General features: G+C 72.7%; 9 protein-coding genes. 6 read left to right on the forward strand and 3 right to left on the reverse strand.

All coding sequences use genetic code 11. The features are described from left to right. The first annotated feature begins 9 nt into the window (after window positions 1-9). Together hydA and ACZ7LT_RS13210 are read left to right on the forward strand one after the other, a co-directional pair. Window positions 10-1,413 (forward strand): dihydropyrimidinase, encoded by a 1,404-nt coding sequence (hydA, locus tag ACZ7LT_RS13205; RefSeq protein ID WP_471236101.1) that lies wholly within the window; start codon window positions 10-12, stop codon window positions 1,411-1,413. A gap of 12 nt (window positions 1,414-1,425) precedes the next feature. Next, on the forward strand, window positions 1,426-2,424 hold the full coding sequence (locus tag ACZ7LT_RS13210) for a TIGR03842 family LLM class F420-dependent oxidoreductase (RefSeq protein WP_471236102.1): 999 nt from the start codon (window positions 1,426-1,428) through the stop codon (window positions 2,422-2,424). A gap of 60 nt (window positions 2,425-2,484) precedes the next feature. On the opposite strand, the gene ACZ7LT_RS13215 is transcribed toward ACZ7LT_RS13210, so the two are convergent. Both ACZ7LT_RS13215 and ACZ7LT_RS13220 read right to left on the reverse strand, forming a co-directional pair. Then, window positions 2,485-2,916, reverse strand: a complete 432-nt coding sequence (locus ACZ7LT_RS13215) for a MarR family winged helix-turn-helix transcriptional regulator (protein WP_471236103.1) — start codon at window positions 2,914-2,916, stop codon at window positions 2,485-2,487. A 368-nt stretch (window positions 2,917-3,284) separates the two neighbouring features. Continuing rightward, window positions 3,285-4,232 carry a methionyl-tRNA formyltransferase gene (locus tag ACZ7LT_RS13220; RefSeq protein ID WP_471236104.1) on the reverse strand — a complete coding sequence of 316 codons (948 nt, stop codon included), beginning with the start codon at window positions 4,230-4,232 and terminating at the stop codon, window positions 3,285-3,287. A gap of 250 nt (window positions 4,233-4,482) precedes the next feature. Here ACZ7LT_RS13220 and ACZ7LT_RS13225 point away from each other — a divergent pair, with 250 nt between their 5' ends. From ACZ7LT_RS13225 to ACZ7LT_RS13240, 4 genes are all read left to right on the forward strand, one after another. Continuing rightward, window positions 4,483-5,835 (forward strand): lysine N(6)-hydroxylase/L-ornithine N(5)-oxygenase family protein, encoded by a 1,353-nt coding sequence (locus ACZ7LT_RS13225; protein ID WP_471236105.1) that lies wholly within the window; start codon window positions 4,483-4,485, stop codon window positions 5,833-5,835. Between the two features lie 114 nt (window positions 5,836-5,949). Beyond that, entirely contained in the window at window positions 5,950-6,996 is a 1,047-nt protein-coding gene (locus ACZ7LT_RS13230) for an iron-siderophore ABC transporter substrate-binding protein (protein WP_471236106.1), read from the forward strand. Between the two features lie 181 nt (window positions 6,997-7,177). Beyond that, window positions 7,178-21,451, forward strand: a complete 14,274-nt coding sequence (locus tag ACZ7LT_RS13235) for an amino acid adenylation domain-containing protein (protein ID WP_471236107.1) — start codon at window positions 7,178-7,180, stop codon at window positions 21,449-21,451. Next, window positions 21,448-21,657, forward strand: coding sequence for an MbtH family protein (locus ACZ7LT_RS13240; protein WP_471236108.1), 210 nt, complete (start codon window positions 21,448-21,450; stop codon window positions 21,655-21,657). The genes ACZ7LT_RS13235 and ACZ7LT_RS13240 overlap by 4 nt, the downstream gene beginning before the upstream one ends. A gap of 576 nt (window positions 21,658-22,233) precedes the next feature. Here ACZ7LT_RS13240 and ACZ7LT_RS13245 read toward each other — a convergent pair. Further along, window positions 22,234-24,030: an ABC transporter ATP-binding protein gene (locus tag ACZ7LT_RS13245; RefSeq protein WP_471236109.1), complete on the reverse strand. Its 1,797-nt coding sequence runs from the start codon at window positions 24,028-24,030 to the stop codon at window positions 22,234-22,236. Between the last annotated feature and the right edge of the window lie 42 nt (window positions 24,031-24,072).

A 24,072-nucleotide genomic window follows, 5' to 3' on the forward strand; every position in this document is an offset into this window, starting at 1 on the left:
GAGTCACCCATGACCACCCGTACCCTCATCCGCGGCGGACTCGTCATCACCGCCGCCGACGAACTCCACGCCGACGTCCTGATCGAGGACGGCCGCATCGCCGCGCTCGCCACCCACGGCTCCGCCGTGGCCGAGAGCTGGACGGCCGCGCGGACCATCGACGCCACCGACAAGTACGTCATCCCGGGCGGCGTCGACGCCCACACCCACATGGAACTGCCCTTCGGCGGCACCTACGCCTCCGACACCTTCGAGACCGGCACCATCGCCGCCGTCTGGGGCGGCACCACCACCATCGTCGACTTCGCGGTGCAGAGCGTGGGCCACTCGGTGCGCGAAGGACTCGACGCCTGGTACGCGAAGGCGGACGGCAAGTGCGCCGTCGACTACGGCTTCCACATGATCCTCTCCGACGTCAACGAGTCCTCGCTCAAGGAGATGGACCTGCTCGTCGAGGAGGGCATCACCTCCTTCAAGCTCTTCATGGCCTACCCCGGCGTCTTCTACAGCGACGACGGGCAGATCCTGCGGGCCATGCAGCGCTCCGCCGTCAACGGCGGGCTGATCATGATGCACGCCGAGAACGGCATCGCCATCGATGTCCTCGTCGAGCAGGCCCTGGCTCGTGGTGAGACCGACCCCCGCTACCACGGCGAGGTCCGCAAGGTCCTGCTGGAGGCCGAGGCGACGCACCGGGCCATCCAGCTCGCCCGGGTCGCCGGCGCCCCGCTCTACGTCGTCCACGTCTCCGCCGAGGAGGCCGTCGCCGAGCTCGCCGCCGCCCGCGACAAAGGCCTGCCCGTCTTCGGCGAGACCTGCCCGCAGTATCTGTTCCTGTCGACGGACAACCTCGCTGAGCCGGGCTTCGAAGGCGCCAAGTACGTGTGCTCCACACCGCTGCGTCCGCGCGAGCACCAGGCGGCGCTGTGGCGGGGCCTGCGCACCAACGACCTCCAGGTCGTCTCCACCGACCACTGCCCCTTCTGCTTCGTGGGCCAGAAGGAGCTGGGCCGCGGCGACTTCTCCAAGATCCCCAACGGGCTGCCCGGGGTGGAGAACCGGATGGACCTACTCCATCAGGCCGTCGTCGACGGCCACATCGGGCGTCGCCGCTGGATCGAGATCGCCTGCGCCACCCCGGCCCGGATGTTCGGCCTGTATCCGCAGAAGGGGACGATCGCGCCCGGCGCGGACGCCGACGTCGTCATCTACGACCCGCACGCCACCCAGACCCTCTCCGCCGCCACGCACCACATGAACGTCGACTACTCGGCGTACGAGGGCCGGACGGTCACCGGCCAGGTCGAGACCGTCCTGTCGCGCGGTGAACCCGTCATCGAACGGCGGCAGTTCACCGGCCGCCCCGGTCACGGCTGCTTCACCCCCCGTTCCACCTGTCAGTACCTGAACTAGGAGGTCCCCGACGTGGACTTCGGACTCGTCCTGCAGACCGACCCTCCGGCCTCCGAGGTCGTCGGGCTGATGCGGCGCGCGGAACGCAACGGCTTCCGCTACGGCTGGACGTTCGACTCGGCCGTGCTCTGGCAGGAACCCTTCGTCATCTACAGCCGGATCCTGGAGCACACCACGAAGCTGACCGTCGGCCCGATGGTCACCAACCCTGGTACCCGCACCTGGGAGGTGACCGCCTCCACCTTCGCCACCCTCAACGACATGTACGGCAACCGCACCGTGTGCGGCATCGGCCGCGGCGACTCCGCGATGCGGGTCGCCGGCCGCAAGCCCAACACACTCGCCCGGCTCGGCGAGGCCATCGGCGTCATCCGGGACCTCGCCGAGGGCCGGGAAGCGGTCGTGGACGGCAACCCGATCCGCATCCCGTGGGTGAAGAACGGGAAGCTCCCGGTGTGGATGGCGGCGTACGGGCCGAAGGCGCTGGCCCTCGCCGGGCAGAAGGCCGACGGCTTCATCCTCCAGCTCGCCGATCCCTTCCTCACCGAGTGGATGGTCAGGGCGGTGCGTACGGCGGCCGAGGAGGCCGGCCGCGACCCCGACGCCGTGACGATCTGCGTCGCCGCGCCGGCGTATGTCGGCGACGACCTCGCGCACGCGCGTGAGCAGTGCCGCTGGTTCGGCGGGATGGTCGGCAACCACGTCGCCGACCTCGTCTCCCGCTACGGCGAACACTCCGGCCTGGTCCCCGAGGCCCTCACCGACTACATCAAGGCCCGTGAGGGCTACGACTACAGCCACCACGGCCGCGCCGACAACCCCTCCACCGCTTTCGTCCCCGACGAGATCGTCGACCGCTTCTGCCTGCTCGGCCCACCGTCCGCGCACATCGCCAAGCTCCAGGCGCTGCGCGAGCTGGGCGTGGACCAGTTCGCGGTGTACGCGATGCACGACGCCCGCGAGGCGACGATCGACGCGTACGGCTCGGAGATCATCCGGGCCATCGGCTGACGCTCGTCGGCTCACCGCCGCCGCATCGGGCCGGTGACCACTGGTCGTACGCGCTCCCGGCTACGGTTCGAGGTGGTGGTGGACGCGGCGCAGGAGGGAGGCGAGCGTCACTCGTTCCTCCACGCTCAGGGGCGCCAGGATGTCGTCGTCGGTGGATGCGATGTCCGCGCTGAGGTGGGCCAGGAAGGACCGGCCCTCCGGGGTGAGTCGTACGACGACCCGGCGCCGGTCCTCCGGATCGCGGTCGCAGGCGAGGTGGCCCGTCTTGACCAGGTCGTTGACGATCTTCACCAGGTCGCTGGCGTTCATGTCCAGGCGCGCGGCGAGGACGGTCTTCATCTGCGGGCCTAGATCGGCCACCATCGCGAGCGCGGTCAGGTGCCAGAGTCGCAGGTTGTGCGCGGTCAGCCTGTCGCTGAGCCGGCGGCGGGCGGCCTTGCCGATCGCGGACATCAGATAGGCGTTGAGGTCGAGCACGCTGGGGGGTGTCATGCTCAGGGGCGGCGGACCGGACTTCGTGGCGGCCGAACTCCCTTTCACTTCAGGGGCGTTCGCAGTCTCCGTGGTGGTCGGGACACCCGCGGCCCCGCCTCCCATGACGGTGTCTATCGTCAGATCGGCGTTCGCCAGCGTCCGGAACACCTTCGCCCAGTCGGTGGGCATGCTCGATATGCCGAATAACGCGAACCTCGTTCCGGAAGCGTCGTGCGCGGTCCCGGAGATGACGGACTCTTCCACTGTTCTCTGTCGCTCCCGTGCGAGTTAGGTGAACCCAACCTAGTCATTCGGAAAAAGGGCCGGCGTCCCCCAGGACCGTCTGGGGGACGCCGGAGTCTGATGCCGGTCGTACGGCCCGGCGGTCAGGCGCGGTTGGTGAGGTAGCCGCCCATGAAGGTGAAGTACTCGGCCGCGGGCAGCTCGTGGCCGTCCTCGGTGCGCACCCGCGTGATGGCCAGGCCGTGGTTGCGGCCGGTGCGCGCGTCGGCGCCCGCGACGACGACCACGCCGTCGCCCTCACGGTAGAAGATGCGGCCGGGCGTGCCTCCGTAACGTCCCTCCGACACGGTGGCGGCCAGGATCTCCAGGCGCTTGCCGCGGTGGAAGGTGAAGGCGCTCGGGTACGGTGCGGACTGGGCGCGGACCAGGCGCTCCAGGGCGTCGGCCGGCCAGTCCCAGTTGATCCGGATGTCCTCCTCGGACCGCTTGTGGAAGAAGCTGGCCTGTGAGCGGTCCTGCTTGGTGAACTCGGTCTGCCCGGAGGCGATCCGGGCCAGTGCGCCGATCGTGACCGGGGCGATGAGGTCGACGGTCTTGTGGAACAGGTCGGTGGCCGTGTCCTTCGGGCCCACCGGAACCGCCCGCTGGTCCACGATGTCGCCCGCGTCGAGCACCTCGTCCATCATGTGGGCCGTGACGCCCACCTCCTGCTCGCCGTTGATGAGCGCCCAGATCAGCGGGGAGAAGCCGGCGTACTTCGGCAGGAGCGAGTCATGGACGTTCAGCGTGCCGTGGCGGGGCAGCGAGTAGATGCGCGGCGGGATCCATGTGCGCCAGTTGTTGGCCACGATGATGTCCGGGTCGGCCGCCTTCAGGAGGTCGAACAGCTCTTCGTCGTCAGGCCGGTTGCGGATGATGACGGGGACGCCGTGCTCCTCGGCGAGGTCGGCGACCGAGTCGCTCCAGATCTTCTCGTAGGCGTGCTCGCTCTTGGGGTGTGTCACGACCGTCACCACGTCGTGTTCGGAGTCCAGGAGTGCTTGCAGGGTGCGATGACCCCAGGTCTGGTAACCGAACATGACGACCCGCATGGGGGTTCCTCCTCGGAAGAGCGAATGATCGCGCCAAGTAAAGCAAGGCTTACCTAACAACGCAATGCGCGCTCATTTCAAGCCAGTTCAGAACTCATGGTCTGGCTCATGTCCGCTTTGTCTGGTCGACAGGTCGGTGCAGGTCAGGTTAGCTTTACCTAAGTTCGGCTGCTCGGCGGTAACGGCGGCTCGGCGTCCTCTTCCTTTCCTCCACGCCTGACAGGCGGCTGTCCCGCACGATGGGAGTGACATGTCACCGGCTCTTCCTGGCGACGCACCTTTGATTCATGACCTCATAGGGATCGGCTTCGGGCCGTCCAATGTGGCCATGGCGATCGCGCTGAGCGAGCACAACACGCGCGTCGGGAGGCAAGAGGCGGTCACAGCCCACTTCTTCGAGCGCCAGTCCGGCTTCGGCTGGCACCGCGGCATGCTGATCGACGACGCGACGATGCAAGTCTCCTTCCTCAAGGACCTGGTGACGCTCCGTAACCCGTCCAGCGAGTACACCTTCCTGCGCTATCTGCAGAGCAAGGGCCGGCTGATCGACTTCGTCAACCACAAGAACCTCTTCCCGCTCCGCGTCGAGTTCCACGACTACTTCGAGTGGGCGGCGGCGAAGGTCGACGACATGGTCTCCTACGGCCACGAGGTCATCGCCGTCGAGCCCGTCGTACGCGACGGAGTGGTGGAATACCTTGATGTGACGGCCCGTTCGGGGTCCGAGACGGTGGTCCACCGCGCCAGGAACCTGGTCATCGGGACCGGGCTGCGCCCCCTCATGCCGGAGGGCGTGGAGCGGACGGACCGGGTCTGGCACAACTCCGACCTGCTCGCGAAGGTGGACGGCCTGCGGGGCGCCGACCCCAAGCGCTTCATCGTCGTCGGCGCCGGCCAGAGCGCCGCCGAGAACGTGGCCTACCTGCACCGCCGTTTCCCCGACGCGGAGGTCTGCGCCGTCTTCTCGCGGTACGGCTACAGCCCGGCCGACGACAGCAGCTTCGCCAACCGCATCTTCGATCCGGCCGCCGTCGACGAGTACTTCACGGCCCCCGACGACATCAAGCGCAGGCTGATGGACTACCACGGCAACACCAACTACTCCGTGGTGGACATCGACCTGATCGACGACCTGTACCGCCAGGCGTACCAGGAGAAGGTCCTCGGCACCGAACGGCTCCGCTTCCTCAACGTCTCGCGGCTCACCGGCGTCACCGAGACCGACGGCAAGGTCCGCGCCAGCGTCACCTCCCTGGTCACCGGGGAGGAGAAGGAGCTGGACGCCGACGTCGTCGTCCTCGCCACCGGCTACAGCCCGGCCGATCCGCTCGGACTCCTCGGCGAGCTGGGGGAGCGCTGCCGCCGCGACGCGCAGGGCCGCCTACGGGTCGAACGGGACTACCGCGTCACGACCGACCCCGCCCTGCGCTGCGGCATCTACCTCCAGGGCGGCACCGAGCACACCCACGGCATCACGTCGTCGCTGCTCTCCAACACCGCGATCAGGGTCGGCGAGATCCTGCAATCGGTCATCGACCGGGGGCTGGGCCGCGACCAGAGCGCCTCCCGACCGGTCGCCGACGGCATCGGCTCCGTCCGCTAAAGCCTCCCGGCCCCAGGGCCCCTGGCCTGCCCCCCACTCGCCCGGCCCGCCCGGCACCGACGTCGTGCCGGCAGGCGTGGCACGCACCGTGAAATCCCCGTGAAAGGAACACCCGTGTCCACTTCTACGCGCCCCGCTCTGACGCGGTTCATCAGACAAGTCCCACGCGTCGCTGTCGCCACAGTCGCCGCGCTGACTCTCGCCGCCTGTGGGGGCGGCGGCGAGAAGAAGGAGTCGTCGTCGGGTGAGACCAGCTCCGGCTCGTCGTCGGCCGCCTTCCCGGTGACGGTGGAGCACAAGTACGGCAGCACGACGATCGACAAGGAGCCGAAGCGGGTCGTCACGCTGGGGCTCTCGGATCAGGACGCCGTGCTGGCGCTCGGTGTGAAGCCGGTCGGAGCGGTCGACTGGTTCAAGGAGCAGCCGTACGGCAAGTGGCCGTGGACCAAGGGCAAGTGGGGCTCCACGAAGCCTCAGATCGTCGGTGAGCGTGACGAGTACAACATCGAGAAGATCGCGGCGCTGAAGCCGGACCTCGTGATCGCCCAGTACTCGGGGATGAAGAAGGAGCAGTACGACACGCTCTCCAAGTTCACCAAGGTCGTCGCCCAGCCCAAGGGGCTGCCCGACTACGGCGCCTCCTGGCAGGTCATGACCCGTCAGATCGGCAAGTCCCTGGGCAAGGACGCCGAGACCGAGAAGCTGATCGCCGGCATCGACGCCCGCTTCAAGGCCGCCCGCGACAAGAACCCCCAGTTCGCCCAGAAGACCCTCGCCGTCGCCGACAGCTTCGAGGCCGGGAAGTACTCGGCGTTCACCAAGACCGACCCCAAGTCGATCTTCTTCTCCGAGCTCGGCTTCAAGCTGAAGCCCGAGATCGACACGCTGGCCAAGCCGGGCTGGAACGTCGCCGAACTCAGCGCCGAGAAGCTGAACGTCCTGGACGTCGACCGTCTTGTCTGGGTCACCTCCAGCACCGACGCCAACAACCGGATCAAGGCCGAGCCGCTCTACAAGAACCTGAAGGTCCACCAGGACAAGCGCGACCTGTTCGTGCCGTACCAGGACCCCGACATCGGCGCGGCGTTCTCCTTCAACACGGTCCTGTCGATCCCCTACGCGATCGACGAGATCGAGCCGCTGCTGACGGCCATCAAGTAACACCCGCCGCCAAGGCGGTACGGGGGGGAGGACGACACCGTACGACGGCGTGCCGGACCGGCACGCCGTCGTACGGAACTCCGCGGCCCCCGAAGACCTCACGCGTCCGCTCCACCGCCGGGTCCGCCCCGCGCCGGACCGCTCAACACCGCGTACCACCAGGGAAAGGCCATTTCGTACGATGTTTGACGTCGAGTCGGACCGGACATCCGCTCCCGGGACACCCATGACCGGCGGGCAGGCCGGCATCTGGCTGGCCCAGCAGATCGAGCCGGACAGCTCCGCCTACAACATCGTCTTCGCCCTGGACCTGCGCGGCGCCGTCGACCTCGACCGGCTCGCCGCCGCCGTGCGGCAGACCGTCGAGGAAGCCGACTGCCTGCATGTGCGCATCACACTGGGGGAGAGCGGACCGCGCCAGACACCCGTCCCCGTCGCCTTTGACGTGCCGGTCGTCGACCTGCGCGGCGCCCCGTCCCCCGAGGAGGCCGCCGCCGGCTGGATGGCCGCCGACCGGGAACGGCCCGCCGACCTGGCCCACGGCCCGCTCTTCGCCCAAGCCCTGCTGCGGCTCGCGGACGACCGTGTCTGGTGGTACCAGCGGTACCACCACATCGTTCTCGACGGCATGGGCGTCGCGCTCGTCACCCGCCGGGCCGGCGAGATCTACACCCTGGGCGAGCAGGCCCCCGCACGCCCGGACTGGTCCCTGTCCCGGCTCGTGGAGGCGGACCTCGCGTACCGGGCCTCGGAGCAGTACGCGGCGGACCGCACCTGGTGGCGGGAGCGCATGGCCGGCCGGACCGAGCCCGCACGCCTGGTAGAGCGCACCCCGTCGCTCGTGGCACGGCGCCTGCGGCGCTCGGTGGAACTCTCCGTCGAGGACACCGACCGGCTCCGCGCCGCCGCCGACCGGGCCGGCACCCGGACCTCCCGCGTCCTGATCGCGGCCGTCGCCGCCTACCTCCACCGGGCCGGCGGAGAACAGGACCTCGTCCTCGGCCTGCCGCTCGCCGCCCGCCAGGACGAGGTCGCGGCCGCCGTCCCCGGCATGGTCTCCAACATCGTCCCGCTGCGCCTGACCGTCCGCCCCGGGACGACCGGCGCCGCCCTCGTCACCGAGGTGCGCGACGCGGTCGCCGACGCCGTCGCGCACGGCCGCTACCGCGCCGAGGACCTGGCCAAGGACCTCGGACTCGTCGACGGCGTCCCGGAGCTGGTCGGCCCCACCGTCAACATCCTGCCCCGCCCCCAGGACCTGCGCTTCGCCGACCTCGACACCGAACTGCGGCCCGAGTGGCTCGGACCCGTCAGCGACCTGGCCTTCAGCTTCGGCGAGATCCACGGCGGCAGCGGTGTCGTCGTGCACCTCGACGCGGACGCGGCCGTCTGCGACGAGGAGGCCCTGCGCGCCCACGAACGCCGCTTCCTGGCCCTGCTGCACGCCTTCATCGAGGAGCCGGACCGGCCCGTCGGCCACATCGAACTCACCTCAAGGTCCGAACGCGCCCGCCTGCTCGGTGAGTTCGGCGTGTCACCGCGCGAGGTGCCCGAACTGTCCTGGCCCGCCGCCTTCGAAGCGCAGGTGCGCCGCTCACCCGACGCCGTGGCGCTCGTGTGCGAGGAGCGTGTGGGGGCACCTCCCAGCGGTAGCTGGGGGATGACGTACGGGGAGCTCAACGCCGCCGCCAACCGGCTCGCCCGCCTCCTCGTCGCCCGTGGCGTACGCGCCGAGGACGTCGTCGCCGTGGCCCTGCCGCGCTCGCCCGAGCTCGTCGTCGCGCTGCTCGCGGTGATGAAGGCGGGCGCCGCCTACCTGCCGCTGGACGCCGACCACCCCCAGGACCGGATCGCCTACATGCTGTCCGACGCCGGGGCGCGGACCGTGATCACCGTCCGGGAGCTCGCGGGCGACCTCCCGCGGACCGAGGGCGTCACCCACCTCCTGCTCGACGACCCGGCCACCGCGGACACAGCCGCCGCGCTCGACGACACCGACCTCGGCGTGCCGGTCGCCCTGGACCAGGCGGCGTACGTCATCTACACCTCCGGCTCGACGGGCCGCCCCAAGGGCGTCGTCGTCCCCCACGACGGCGTCGGCAGCCTGATCGCCACCGCCACCGACCGGATCGGCATCACCGCCGACAGCCGTGTCGTGCAGTTCGCCTCCGTGGGCTTCGACGTGACGGTCTGGGACCTGATCATGTCGCTGTGCGTCGGCGGCCGCATCATCGTCGTGCCCGCCGAGCGCCGCGTCGCCGGGCCCGCCCTGACCGAGTACATCGCCCGGCACCGCGCCACGCACATGATCCTGCCGCCGTCCCTCGTCTCCGCGCTGCCGCAGGAATGCGACCTGCCCGACGGCTCCGTGCTCGTCGTCGGCACCGAAGCGGTGCCCAGCGAGCTCATCGCCCGCTGGGCCGGGCGGGTCCAGGTCGTCGTCGCCTACGGCCTCACCGAAGCGAGCGTCAACTCCACGCTGTGGCTCGCCGAGCCCGGCCGGCCGGGCCCCGCCCCCATCGGCCGCCCCGACCCCAACACGCGCGCCTACGTCCTCGACACGGCCCTGCGTCCCGTCCCCGTCGGCGCCGAGGGCGAGCTGTACGTCGCCGGGCGGGGCCTCGCCCGCGGCTACCTGGGCCGCCCGGGCCTGACCTCGGAGCGGTTCGTCGCCGACCCGTACGGCGAGCCGGGAACCCGTATGTACCGCACCGGAGACCGGGTCCGGTGGGGAGCGGACGGCAACCTCGAATTCCTCGGCCGCGCCGACGGCCAGGTCAAGATCCGCGGCCACCGGATCGAACCGGGCGAGATCGAGAGCGCGTTCATGGCCTGCCCCGGCATCGCCCAGGCCGCCGTCCTCGTCCGCGAGGACCACCGGGGCGTCAAGCGCCTGGTGGCCTACCTGGTCGGCGTCGGGGACCGGGCGGACACCGAGGCCGCCGTGACGGCCGCCCGGAGCCGGGTCGCGGACACCCTGCCGGACCACATGGTGCCCTCCGCCGTCGTCGTACTCGACGGGCCGCTGCCGCTGACCCCCAACGGAAAGCTCGACGGCCGCGCCCTGCCCGAGCCCCGGTGGACGGCGATCAGCGGGGCCGACGCGCCCACCACCCCGGCGGAGACCCGGCTCGCCGCGCTCTTCGCGGACGTTCTCGGACTGCCGTCGGTCGGTGTCCACGACAGCTTCTTCGAACTGGGCGGCGACAGCATCGTCGCCATCCAGCTGGTGAACCGGGCCCGCGAGGCCGGGCTGACGATCAGCCCGCGCGAGGTGTTCCGGCTCCGTACGGTGGCGGCGCTCGCCCGGGCCGCGGGCGAGACGGCCGGCCCGGCCGCGGCGGCCCCGGTCCAACTGGACCCGGAAGCCCTGCCCGTCTCACCGCTCCAGGAAGGCTTCTTCTTCCACGCGGAGTTCGACGCGCACGCCGCCGACCTCTACGTCGTGCAGGAACTCCTCGACCTGGACGGCCACGTCGACCCCGAGCGGCTGCGCCGGGCCCTGCAACAGCTCCTGGACCGGCACCCCCTGCTTTGCGCCTCCTTCCGCCAGCTGCCCGGCGGAGAGGTCGTCCAACGCCTCGCCGACCACGTGACCCTTCCCTGGCGGCAGGCCGACACCGCCGAGACCGGGATCGACGACCTCCTGCGTGCCGACCGCGACGAGCGGTTCGACCTGGACCGGCCGCCGCTGCTGCGCGCCACCCTGATCCGCGACGGACTGCGCCACCGGCTCCTGCTCACCCTGCACCACATCATCGCCGACGGCTGGTCGGTCTCCGTCCTGCTGCGCGAACTGGCCGCCGTCTACCGGGGCGACCCGCTGCCCGAGCCGGTAGCCCCCCAGCCGTACCTGGCGTGGCTCGCCGCCCGGGACAAGGACGCCGCCCGGGAAGCGTGGCGGCAGGCCCTGGCCGGTCTGGACGGGCCGACCCGGCTGCCCGACCTCTCCCCGGCGACGGACGGCGACCAGACACCGCCCAGGCCCGAGCACGTCGACACCCGCCTGCCCGAGGACTTCACCGCCGAGCTGACCGCCTACGCCCGGACCCACAGCCTCACCCTGAGCACAGTCGTCCACGGCGCCTGGGGCCTGCTCCTCGGCGCCCTCACCGGCAGCGGCGACGTCGTCTTCGGCACCACCGTCTCCGGCCGCACGACCGAGGTCGCCGGCCTCGACACCGCCGTGGGCCTGTTCATCAACACCGTCCCCGCGCGGGTGACCCTGCGCCCCGACGAGACCCTCACCGACCTGCTGCGCCGCGTCCAGGACGAGCACACGGCGCTCCTGGACCACCAGCACCTCGGCCTCGCGGACATCCAGCGGACCGCGGGCGGCGGTGAACTCTTCGACACGCTCGTGGTGTTCGAGAACTACCCGACCGGCGACCTGTCGGCCGGCCAGGAGCCGGGCGCCCTGCGTATCACCGGCGCCGAGGTCTCCGACGCCGTGCACTACCCCCTCGCGCTCGTCGTCGAACCGGGCGACGGCCTGCTGCTGCGGTTCAAGCACGACGCCGCCCGCATCGACCAGGTGACCACGGCCGTGCTCGCCCACCGGTTCACGGCGCTGCTGCGCACCCTGGTGACGGAGCCCGACCGCACGGTCGCCCGCACCGGCCTGCTCTCCGACCGGGAGCGCGAGCACCTCACCGAGCGGAACGCCACCGCCCACGACGTACCCGACGCCACCCTCGCCTCGCTGTTCGCCGCGCAGGCCGCCCGGACCCCGCACGCCACGGCCGTCGTCTTCGAGGACACCACGCTCACATACGCGGAACTCGACCGGCGCGCCGAGGCCCTGGCCCGGCGGCTGCGGGCCCGCGGGGCCGGCCCCGAGCGGTACGTCGCCGTCGCGGTGCCCCGCTCGGCCGAGCTGATGGTCGCGCTCCTCGGCGTCCTGAAGGCGGGCGCCGCCTACCTGCCCGTCGACTTGGACTACCCCGCCGACCGCGTCGCGTTCATGCTCGGCGACTCGGGCGCGCGTACGGTCGTGACCACCGCCGAGGCCGCCGGGCGACTGCCCGCCGTACCGGACCTGGACCACGTCGTCGTCGATCAGGACGACCGGGAAGCGGAGGACATCGACACCCCGGCGCGGCCCGCCGGACCCGACCACCCCGCCTACCTCATCTACACCTCCGGCTCCACCGGCCGCCCCAAGGGCGTCGCCGTCACCCACCGAGCCATCGTCAACCGGCTCGCCTGGATGCAAGGGGAGTACGGGCTCACCGCCGACGACCGGGTGCTCCAGAAGACGCCCTCCAGCTTCGACGTGTCCGTGTGGGAGTTCTTCTGGGCGCTCAACCAGGGCGCGACCGTCGTCCTCGCCCGCCCCGACGGCCACCGCGACCCGGCCTACCTGGCCGAGCTGATCCACGCCCGGCGGATCACGACGCTGCACTTCGTCCCGTCGATGCTGGCCGCCTTCACCCAGGTCATGGAGAGCGCCGCCGGCGCACCGGACTGGACGGCGAGCCTGCGGCGGGTGTTCTGCAGCGGCGAGGCGCTCACCGGCGCCGAGGCCCGGCGCTGGTGGGAGCTGACCTCCCGCTCCCCGCACGGCCCCGTCCCCCTGCACAACCTCTACGGCCCCACCGAGGCGGCCGTGGACGTGACCTACCACCCCTACGACGGCGGCACCGAGCTCGCCGTCCCCATCGGCCGGCCCGTCTGGAACACCCGCCTGCACGTGCTCGACCCGTACCTGCGCCCGGTGCCCGACGGGGTCCCCGGCGAGCTGTACCTCGCCGGTGTCCAGCTGGCACGGGCGTACCACGGCCGGCCCGGGCTGACCGCCGAGCGGTTCGTCGCCGACCCGTTCGGCGCGCCCGGAAGGCGTATGTACCGCACCGGCGACCTGGTGCGCCGCCGCGCCGACGGTGCCGTCGAGTACCTCGGCCGTACCGACCGCCAGGTCAAGATCCGCGGCAACCGCATCGAACTCGGCGAGATCGAGGCCGCGCTGGCCGCCCTGCCGGGCGTCGCCCGCGCCGCCGTCGTCGTCCGCGACGCCGCGCTCGTCGGCTACGCCGTCCCGGCCCCCGGCGCCGCCGCCCCAGACACCGACGCCCTGCACGCCGCCCTCGCCGAAGCGCTGCCCGCGGCCATGGTGCCCAGCGCCGTGGTGACGCTGCACGAGCTGCCGCTGACCCCCAGCGGCAAGCTCGACCAGAACGCCCTGCCGGCGCCCGAGATCGCCCCCAGGGCCGGCGGGCGCGCGCCCCGCGACGAGCGGGAGAGCGCCCTGTGCCGGATATTCACCGAGGTGCTCGGCGTCCAGGGGGTCGGCGCCGACGACGACTTCTTCGTCCTCGGTGGCGACAGCCTCACCTCGATCGCCGTCGCCACCAAGGCCCGGGAGACTGGATTGACCATCAGCCCGCGTGACGTGTTCGCACACCGGACCCCGGCGGCGCTCGCCGCCGCCGCGGCGGACGCCGCACCCGAGCCCGCACCGCGGCCCGCGCCCAAGACGCCCGCGCCCACGGACGCGGTGACCGTCTCCGCGGCCGACGCCGGACAGGCCGCGGCCGCCCTCCAGGCCGTACTGGCCCAGCAGGCCCAGTCCGGCGCTGCCGTCGACCCCGCCCTGCGCGCCCTCCTCGACCAGCTGACCGCCGCCGCCCCCGAGGAACCCCAGGCCCCCCGCCCGCTGGGCGGCCTCGACCTCACTGCGGAGGAGACCGCCCGCGTCGAAGCCACCGCCGGACTCCCCGTCGCGGACATCTGGCCGCTCTCCCCGCTCCAGGAGGGCATGTACTTCCACGCCACCTACGACGCGGGCGACGCCCTCGACGTCTATCTCTCCCAGGAGACCCTGGACTTCGACCACCGCGTCGACGCCGGCCGGCTGCGCGCCGCCTGCCGGGCGCTGCTTGAGCGCAACACCAGCCTGCGGGCCGGCTTCGCCGGCGACGGCCTGCCCCGCCCGGTCCAGTTCATCGCCGACGGCGCCGAGATCCCGCTCGTCGAGGCGGACCTCTCCGGCCTGCCCGCCGACGAGCAGCGGAAGCGGACCGAGGAACTGCTCGCCGCCGACCGGCGGCAGCGCTTCGACCTGACCTCGCCCCCGCTGTGCCGGCTGCTCCTGATCCGGCTCGGCGACGGCAGGGACCGCCTCGTCGTCACCCACCACCTCATCCTGTGGGACGGCTGGTCCGCGTGGCTGTTCCTGGAAGAGCTGTTCACGCTGTACGAGAGGTCCGGCGACACGACCGGACTGCCGGTCCCCGGCTCGTACCGCGACTACCTGGCCTGGCTGGACGACCAGGACGGCGAGGCCGCCCTCGACGCCTGGCGCCGGACGCTCTCCGGCTACGACGAGCCGACCCTGGTCGCGCCGTCCGGCCGCGACAGCGGCCCGGTGATCCCGGCCGACTTCGACGCCGTACTGACCCAGGAGAGCAGCGACCGGCTGCGCGCCCTCGCCCGACGGCACGGACTCACCCTGAACACCGTCCTCAACGCGGCGTGGGCGCTGGTGCTCTCGGCGACGACCGGCCGCGACGACGTCGCCTTCGGCACCGCGGTCGCCGGACGGCCCGCCGACGTGCGCGATGTCGCCGGCATCATCGGCATGTTCCTCAACACCATCCCCGCCCGGGTCGCCTTCACCCCCGACGAGCCCCTGCTCGACCTGCTGCGGCGGATGCAGTCCGAACGGGCCGCCGTCATGCCGTACGAGTACGTGGGCCTCGGCACCCTCCAGCAGGCGACGGGCCACCGCCGCCTCTTCGACACCCTCTTCGTGCTCCGCTCGGCCGACGGCGAGGACCGCGCCGCCGAGCTGCGGCAGCGGCACGGCATCACCGCCGTGTCCAACGTGGACGGCACGCACTTCCCGCTCACGCTGATCGTCACGCCCGAGACCCGGCTGCGCGTCACCCTCGCGGCCAGGCCGGACCTGTTCGACGCCACACACGCGACCACGATCCTCGCCCGTTTCACGGCCGTCCTCGACCGGCTCGGCGAAGCCCTCGCCCACGCCCCCGACTCGGCCCGCACCGCAGACGTCGACCTGCTGCTGCCGGACGAGCGCACCGCTCTCGTCTCCGCCTGGGCGACCAGCCGCGAGCCGGTACCGAACGAGACCGTCGCCGACATGCTCGCGGCCCAGGTCGTCCGCACCCCGGACGCGGTGGCGCTGGTCTTCGGCGAGCGCGCCCTCACGTACGCCGAACTGGACGCGCACATCAACCGGCTCGCCCGGCTCTTGCTCGCCCGGGGCGCCGGGCCGGAGAAGGTCGTCGCGCTCGCCCTGCCGCGCTCCATCGACATGGTCGCCGCACTCTTCGCCGTCCTGCGGACCGGCGCCGCCTACCTGCCGCTGGACCTCGACCACCCCGCCGACCGGCTGCGGCTCATGGTGGAGGACACCGGCCCCCTGTGCCTGGTGTCCACCACCGCCGTCGCCCCCGCCCTGCGCGGGGACGCCGGGCCCGCCGCGCCCGAACTCCTCCTGGACGACGAGGCCGTCGCCGCCGAACTGGCCGCCCTTCCCGGCGGCGAGATCACCGACGCCGAGCGCCCCGCCTTCGCCCACGACATACCGGACCGCCTGGAGCACCCCGCGTACGTCATCTACACCTCCGGCTCGACCGGCCGGCCCAAGGGCGTCGTCACCCCCTACCGGGGCCTGACGAACATGCAGCTCAACCACCAGAAGGAGATCTTCGACCCGGCCATCGCCTCGGCGGGCGGTCGGCGGCTGCGCATCGCGCACACCGTCTCCTTCGCCTTCGACATGTCCTGGGAGGAGCTGCTCTGGCTCGTCGAGGGCCATGAGGTCCACGTCTGCGACGAGGAACTGCGCCGCGACGCCGAGGCGCTCGTCGCCTACTGCGACCGCCACCGCGTCGACGTGGTCAACGTGACGCCCACCTACGCCCAGCTTCTCATCGAGGAAGGCCTGCTCGACCAGGACGAGACCGCCGACAAGCACCGTCCCGCGCTGGTCCTGCTGGGCGGCGAGGCCGTCCCCGACACCGTCTGGGACCGGCTGCGCCGCACCGACGGCACGTACGGATACAACCTGTACGGGCCGACCGAGTACACGATCAACACCCTCGGCGGCTCCACCGCCGACAGCGCCACCTCCACCGTCGGCGTGCCGATCCGCAACACCCGCGCGTACGTCCTCGACACGATGCTCCGGCCCGTCCCGCCCGGCTGCCCCGGCGAGCTGTACATCGCCGGCACCGGCCTCGCCCGCGGCTACCACGACCGGCCCGCGCTGACCGCCGAGCGGTTCGTCGCCGACCCGTTCGGCGCCCCCCGAGAGCGGATGTACCGCACCGGCGACCTCGTACGGCAGCGCCCCGACGGCCTGCTCGACTTCCTCGGCCGCACCGACGACCAGGTGAAGATCCGCGGCTACCGCATCGAGCTGGGCGAGATCGCCACGGCCCTGTCCGCACACCCGGCCGTCGCGCACGCCGCCGTCGTCGTGAACGAGAGCACCGGCACCAAGCGCCTGGTCGGCTATGTCGTACCGGAGGAGGGCGCCGAGCCGGGCGAGGCGCTGACGCGGCGCCTGCGCGACCACCTGAAGACCGGACTGCCCGACTACATGGTCCCGTCCGCGCTCGTCACCGTCGGAACGCTGCCGCTGACCGTCAACGGCAAGCTCGACGTCAAGGCCCTGCCCGCCCCGGACCTCGCCGGTGCCGGGACCAGCCGTGCGCCGCGCACCCCGCGCGAGGAGACGCTGTGCGCCCTCTTCGCCGAGGCGCTCGGCCTGCCCGAGGGCAGCGTCGGCATCGACAGCGACTTCTTCGACCTCGGCGGCCACTCGCTGCTGGCCACCCGCCTCGTCAGCCGGGCCCGTACGGCGCTCGACGCCGAGCTCGCCATCCGGGACCTGTTCGAGGCGCCCACCGTCGCCGAGCTGGCCGAGCGGGTCTCCCGCGCCCAGGGCGCCGCCCGCCCCGCACTCACCGCCGGGGAACGGCCCGCGGAGCTGCCGCTGTCCCACGCCCAGCAGCGGCTGTGGGTCATCCAGCAGATCGAGTGCACCTCGGCCGCGTACAACTTCCCGCTGGTCATGCGGGTGCGCGGCACCCTCGACATCGAGGCCTGGAGCACCGCGCTCGCCGATGTGACAGCCCGTCATGAGGCGTTGCGTACGGTCTTCTTCACCGCGCCCGACGGCCAGGCGTTCCAGCGCGTCCTGCCCGCCGAGCAGGCGCGCCCCGTGGTGGAGCACGTCAGGGCCACCGAGGACGAGCTGTCCGGCATCGTCGACGCGGCCGTCAACCGCTCCTTCGACCTCGCCGCCGAACTCCCGCTGCGGGCCACGATCGTGGAGCTCGCGCCCGAGGACCATGTCATCGTGATGCTGCTGCACCACATCACCACCGACGAATGGTCCGACCGGCCGTTCCTGCGGGACCTGGCCGCCGCCTACGCCGCCCGCATCGGCGGCACGGCCCCCGACCTGGCGCCGCTGCCCGTGCAGTACGCCGACTACGCGCTGTGGCAGCAGCGGCTGCTCGGCGACCCGGCGGACCCGGAGAGCCTGGCGGCCCGGCAGCTGGAGTACTGGCACACTGCACTGGCCGGCGCCCCCGAGGAGCTGGAGCTGCCCACCGACCGGCCCAGGCCCGCCCGCCCGGCGTTCACCGGCGCCGAACTGGACCTGGCGTTCGACGCCGAGGTCCACGAGGGGCTCAAGCGACTCGCCCGGGAGACCGGAGCCTCCATGTTCATGGTGGTGCACGCGGCCGTGGCCGCCCTGCTGCACCGCATGGGCGCCGGTCACGACATCCCCCTCGGCTCGCCCATCGCGGGCCGGAGCGACGAGGCCCTGGACGACCTGGTCGGCTTCTTCGTCAACACGCTCGTGCTCCGCACCGACCTCAGCGGTGACCCCAGCTTCACCGAACTGCTCGCCCGGGTCCGCGAGACCGACCTCGCCGCCTTCTCCCACGCGGACGTGCCCTTCGAGTCCGTCGTCGAGAAGCTCAACCCGACGCGCTCCCTCTCCCGCAACCCGCTCTTCCAGGTGATGGTCGGCTACCACGCCCGCGGCGGCGACGAGCTGGAACTGCCAGGGCTCGGAGTCGAGTACGTCCCCTTCACGATCCGCTCGGCCAAGTTCGACCTCGTGTTCAGCTTCACCGAGCACACCCCGGCCGACGGCACCACCGGCTCGCTGAACTGCCGGCTGGAGTACGCCACCGAGCTGTTCGACCAGGAGACCGCCGAGCGGCTCGGCGACCGGCTCCGCCTGCTCGTCGCGGCCCTCGTCGCCGCCCCCGGCCGGCCCCTGTCCCAGGCGGAGATCCTCACCACCGACGAGCGGCAGCTGGTCGTCGAGGGCTTCAACGGCACGCCAAGGGAGGTCGAGGAGAAGACGTTCCCGGCGCTGTTCGCCCAGCGGCTCGCCGAGCGGCCCGACGCCGTCGCCGTCGTCGACGGCGCCCGCTCCGTGACGTACGCGCGGCTCGACGCCCGTGCCAACCGCATCGCCCGGCTGCTCGCCGCGCACGGCGTGGGCGCCGAGAGCGTGGTCGGCGTGGCCGTGCCGCGGTCCGTGGACATGGTCGCCACGGTGCTCGCCGCGCTCAAGCTGGGTGCCGCGTTCCTGCCGCTCGACCTGGTCCATCCGGCCGACCGCCTCACGTACATGATCGAGGACTCGCACGCCGCCCTCGTGGTCGGCACCGAGCCGGTCGCCGGGAAGATCCCCGACGCGGGCGTCCCCGTGGTCCTGCTCGACGCCCCGGAGACGGCCGGCGCCCTGGACGCGCTGTCCGACGCGCCCGTCGACGGCGCTGCGGCCGCACTGGACCAGGCCGCGTACGTGATCTACACCTCCGGCTCCACCGGCCGCCCCAAGGGCGTGATCGTGCCCCACGAGGGCATCTCCAGCCTGGTCGCCACCGCGGTCGACCGAATGGGACTGCGCTCCGACAGCCGGGTCCTGCAGTTCGCCTCCATCGGCTTCGACGTCTTCGCGTTCGAGCTGTCGATGGCGCTGTGCCACGGCGGCCGGCTCGTCCTCATCACCGACGAGGCGCGGGTCGCCGGACCGGCGCTCACCGACTTCCTCGCCGACCAGCGGATCACCCACATGATCCTGCCGCCGTCGCTGGTGTCGGCGCTGCCGCCCGGCTGCGAGCTCCCCGAGGGCTCGACCGTCCTGGTGGGCACCGAGACGGTGCCGCCGGACCTCTTCGAGCGGTTCGGCGCCACGGCCGACCTGATCTGCGCCTACGGACTCACCGAGGCGACGGTCAACTCCACGCTCTGGCCGGCACGGGAGCACGGCGGCACCCCCTTCGGCCGGGTGCCGATCGGCCGGCCCGACCCCAACACCCGCGCCTACGTCCTCGACGAGCACCTGCGGCCCGTCCCGCCCGGTGTGGTCGGCGAGCTGTACGTCGCCGGGCGCGGCCTCGCCCGCGGCTACCTCGGGCGGCCGGGGCTGACGTCGGAACGGTTCGTCGCCGACCCGTTCGGGAAGCCCGGCAGCCGGATGTACCGGACCGGTGACCGCGCCCGCTGGCGCGCCGACGGCAACCTCGACTTCCTCGGCCGCGTCGACACCCAGGTCAAGGTCCGCGGCTTCCGTATCGAACTCGGCGAGATCGAGGCGGCGCTCGCCGGGCACCCCTCCGTCGCCCAGGCCGCCGTGCTGCCCGACCGGGACGGCGACATCGTCCGCCTGATCGGGTACGCCGTACCGGAGTCGGGCGAACTCGACCCGCAGGAGCTGCGCACCCACGTCGCCGGGCAGCTGCCCGAGTACATGGTCCCGGCGCTCGTGGTGCCGCTCGACGGCCCGCTGCCGCTGACCCCCAACGGCAAGCTGGACCGCAAGGCGCTGCCCGCGCCGGACTGGTCGGCCATGACGGGCGACGCCCGCCCGGCCACCGGCACGCAGGCCCGCCTCGCCGCCCTGTTCTGCGAGATCCTCAAGCTGGACACCGTCGGCGTGCACGACAACTTCTTCGCGCTCGGCGGCCACTCGATGGCCTCCATGCGGCTCCTGGGCCGGATCCGCGCGGAGTTCGGGGTCGAGCTCAGCATCAGGGACGTCTTCGACGCGCTGACCGTCGCCGGTGTCGCCGGCAAGCTCGACGGGGCGGCGGCCGCCCGCGTGGCGCTGCGCCCCGCCGGGGACCACGAGGACCACGGGGACCCGCTGCCGCTCGCCCCCGGCCAGCGGTGGCAGTGGCAGACGTACCGCCGCGGCCCCGGCTTCGACCACGCGCTGGTCCTGCGCTCCCCGGGCGGACTCGACACCGACGCGCTGGCCGCCGCACTCGCCGACGTCGTGAACCGCCACGAACCGCTGCGCACGGCGTTCACCGAGCGCGACGGCACGGTGCACCAGCGGCCGGTCCAGGCTCCGGCCCTGGCCGTCGAGGAGTGCGCGGGCCTGGACGCCCGCCTCGCCGAACTCGCCGCCCAGGCACCCGACCTGGAGCACGAGGCGCCGCTGCGGGCCCGCCTGCTCACCGCCCCGGACGGCGCCCAGGCCCTCCTGCTGACCATGCACTACCTCGCGGTGGACGAATGGTCCGTCGTCCCGCTCTTCCGCGACCTCACCACGGCCTACGCGGCCCGTACGGAGGGCCGGGCACCGCTCTGGGAGCCGCTGCCGGTGACGTACGCCGACTACACCCGCTGGGCACACGAGGTCCTGGGCGACCTCGGCGACCCGGACAGCCGGGGCGGGCAGCAGCTCGCCTACTGGCGGCGGACGCTGGCGGACGCCCCGGCCCGGCTGGCCCTCCCCGCCGACGGCCCGCGCCGGGCCGCTCCGGACACGGCTCGGCGGCCCGCGGACCACGTCGGGTTCGTCCTCGACGAGGGGCTGCACGCGGCTGTGGACCGGCTCGCCCGGGCCACCGGAACCAGCATGTTCATGGCGCTGCACTCGGCCCTGGCGGCCCTGCTCACCGCCCACGGCGCGGGCACCGACCTGCCCATCGGCACGATGGTCGCCGGCCGCACCGACGACCAACTCGCCGACCTCGTCGGCTGCTTCCTCAACACGGTCGTCCTGCGCACCGACACGGCGGGCGACCCGACCTTCGCGGAACTGCTCACCCGGGTCCGGGAGACCACGCTCAGCGCCCTGGACCGGCAGGAGGTCCCCTTCGACGAGGTCGTCCGAGCCACCGGCCTTCCTCCCGAGGGACCGCAGGTCATGGTGATCCACCACGAGCAGGCCGACCTGGAGCGGCTGGAAGGCGGCGTGGGCTCGCTGGAGGCCGTACCGACCGGCTCGGCACGGGCGGAGCTGACCCTCAGCTTCTACGAGCCGCGCGGCGAGGGCCCTGTGCACTGCGGCCTGATCCACTCGACCGACCTGTTCGGCGCCGCCAAGGCGCGGCAGCTCGCCGACGAACTCCTGGAGCTGCTGCGCACCGTGGTGGCCCACCCCGAGCAGCCGCTCTCCGAGCTGTTCACCGCACCGTCCCAGAGGAGTGACAACGCATGACGGCCAACCCGTTCGAGGACCCGCAGGGCACGTTCCTGGTCCTGGTCAACGACGAGAACCAGCACTCGCTGTGGCCAGCCTTCGCCGACGTGCCGCCCGGCTGGCGGCCCGCGGCCGGCCCGGACACCCGCGAGGCGTGCCTCGCATACGTCGAGGAACACTGGACCGACCTGCGCCCGGCGAGCCTCGCCGCCCAGCAGGGCTGACGCGCAGCCGTACGACGTCGCCGCCCGCGGAACTCCGCGGGCGGCGACGTGTGTTCCGGGGCTTCCCCGCGAGCCGGCCCGGCCGGGCGGATCTGGAGGAGCGCCGCGGCGGGCGACGCGGCGCGGGGCGCGCCGCCGGTGCCGGGCAGCGCCCGGGGCGCTGCGCACCGGCCGCCCGATCCCGTGCGGTGTGCCCACGACATGGCTGACCGGGCCGGGCGTCCGCCGCCAGTAGGCGAGTTGCTGCCCGCGCCGGTTGTCCGGGCCGGGGCGTCCGCCGGCGTCCGCCGCCGGTAGGCGAGTTGCTGCCTGCGCCGGCTGTCGGGTCGCCGAGGTCGCCCAGGGCCTCGTGCGCCCAGCGGCTCGAGGGGCGACACGGTTCCCCGTGTCGCCCCTCGACAGCCGGATGCGGGCCGGTCCCGCCCGGCTTCTACCGCGCGGCGTGGGCGGATGGTCTGGCGGCTGTCGGACCAGGCCGCCCGCAGTGCGGCCGGATGGCAGGGCCGCCCCCGCGGGCGGCCCTGCCCTGAGCGGCGACGCCCAGGTCCTCGTGAACCGGCCGGTCCCGCCTCGCGCCTACCCCACCGCGTGGCCGGTGGTCTGGCGGCTGTCGGACCAGGCCGCCCACAGCGCTGCGTACCGGCCGCCCGTCGCGACGAGTTCGGCGTGGGTGCCGGTCTCGACGATGCGGCCCTCGTCCAGGACGACGACGCGGTCCGCGGTCGCGGCCTGCGGGAGACGGTGGGCGACCATCAGGCCCGTACGTCCCTCAAGAGCCCGCAGAGCGGCCTCCTCCAGCACACGCGCGCCCGCGCTGCCCGCGTCGGCGGTGGCCTCGTCCAGGATGGCGATGGGCGGGTCGGCGAGGACCAGGCGGGCCAGGGCGAGGTGCTGCGCCTGGGTCACCGTCAGCCGGTGGCCGCCCTCGCCCACCACCGTGGCCAGGCCGTCGGGCAGGGCCCGCGCCCACTCCAGGGCGCCGACATGGGCCAGGGCGTCGCGCAGTTCCTCGTCGGTGGCCCCGGGGCGCGCCAGGCGCAGGTCCTCGGCCAGCGGGCCGGCGAAGACGTGCACCTCCTGGCTGATCAGCGTCACCGCGCGCCGTACGCCCGACGGGCCCAGCTCGCGTACGTCGACCCCGCCCAGCGCGATCGACCCGCCGCGCGGCTCGTGGACACCGGCGATGACCTTGGCCAGCGTGGTCTTGCCCGCGCCGCTCGCGCCGACCAGCGCCACCCGTTCCCCGCTGCGCACCTCCAGGTCGACGTCGGAGAGCACAAGGCGGCCATCGGCGTACGCGTGGCTGAGCCCGGTCACCTTCACCGCGCCGTCGACCGGAGCGCTCCCGCCCCGCGGCAGGCGCTCCGCGGGGAGGTTCGACACACCGATCAGGCGGGCGAAGCTCGCGCCCGCCGACTGGGCGTCGTCGATGAGGAACAGCGTGGCGTTGATCGGGTTGAAGAGGCTGTGGAAGTACAGCGCGGCGGCCGTCGCCGTGCCGATGCTCACCGAACCGTTGTCGACCAGCCAGAAGCCGGTGGCGAGCATGGCGGCCAGGCCGATGAACTCGCCCAGGTTCAGCCGGGAGAAGAACCCGGTCACGATGTGCAGGCCGCGCAGCGCCAGGTCGCGCGCCGACGCCGACCGGTCCTTCAGGAGGGCGGTGTGCGTGCCGTTCAGCCGGAAGGCGCGTACGGTGCGCACCCCGCCGATGCTGTCGAGGAGCTGGTGCTGGAGCGCGCCGGTGGCGACGCGGTGCTCGGCGTACACGGGCGCGGCCCGGCGCAGGTACCAGCGCACGGACAGCGCCTGAACGGGCATGGCCAGCAGGGCCGCCAGCAGGAACCGCCAGTCCAGGACGGCGAGTCCGGCCAGGGTCAGGACGATGGTGAGCGCGGAGCGGGTGAACTCCGGCAGAGCCTGGCGTACGGATTTGGCGATCATCGACACATCGCTGGTGACCCGGGAGACCAGGTCTCCCGAGCCGGCCGCCTCGACCCGTTCCAGGGGCAGTCCGAGGGCCCGCTCGATGAACCGCTCGCGTACGGAGGCGAGTACGGTCTCGCCGAGCCGGGCCACGAGGGAGCTGCCGAGGGCGGCCGCGGCGCCCCGGCCCAGCGCCACCACGACGAGCAGGACCAGCGGCAGCGTCAGGGCCTGGGTGCCCCGCCGCTCCACCACCAGGTCGACGATGTGGCCGAGCAGGGGAGCGGTCAGCAGACCGATCGCGGTTCCGGCGACGAGGACGGTGGTGGCGGCCGCGGCCAGGAGCCGGTGGCCGCGCAGGATCGTGCGGAGCGCCGCGAAGCTCTCCGTGCCGCCGGCGGTCGGGAGGAGCGCCCGGTCCGGGTGGTCCGTGCTGGGTCCGCTCATGGCCGCTTCCGTCACTTCCTGCTCTTCCTTGACCGGTGTGTC

The sequence above is a fragment of the Streptomyces sp. NPDC039465 genome (assembly GCF_055639315.1).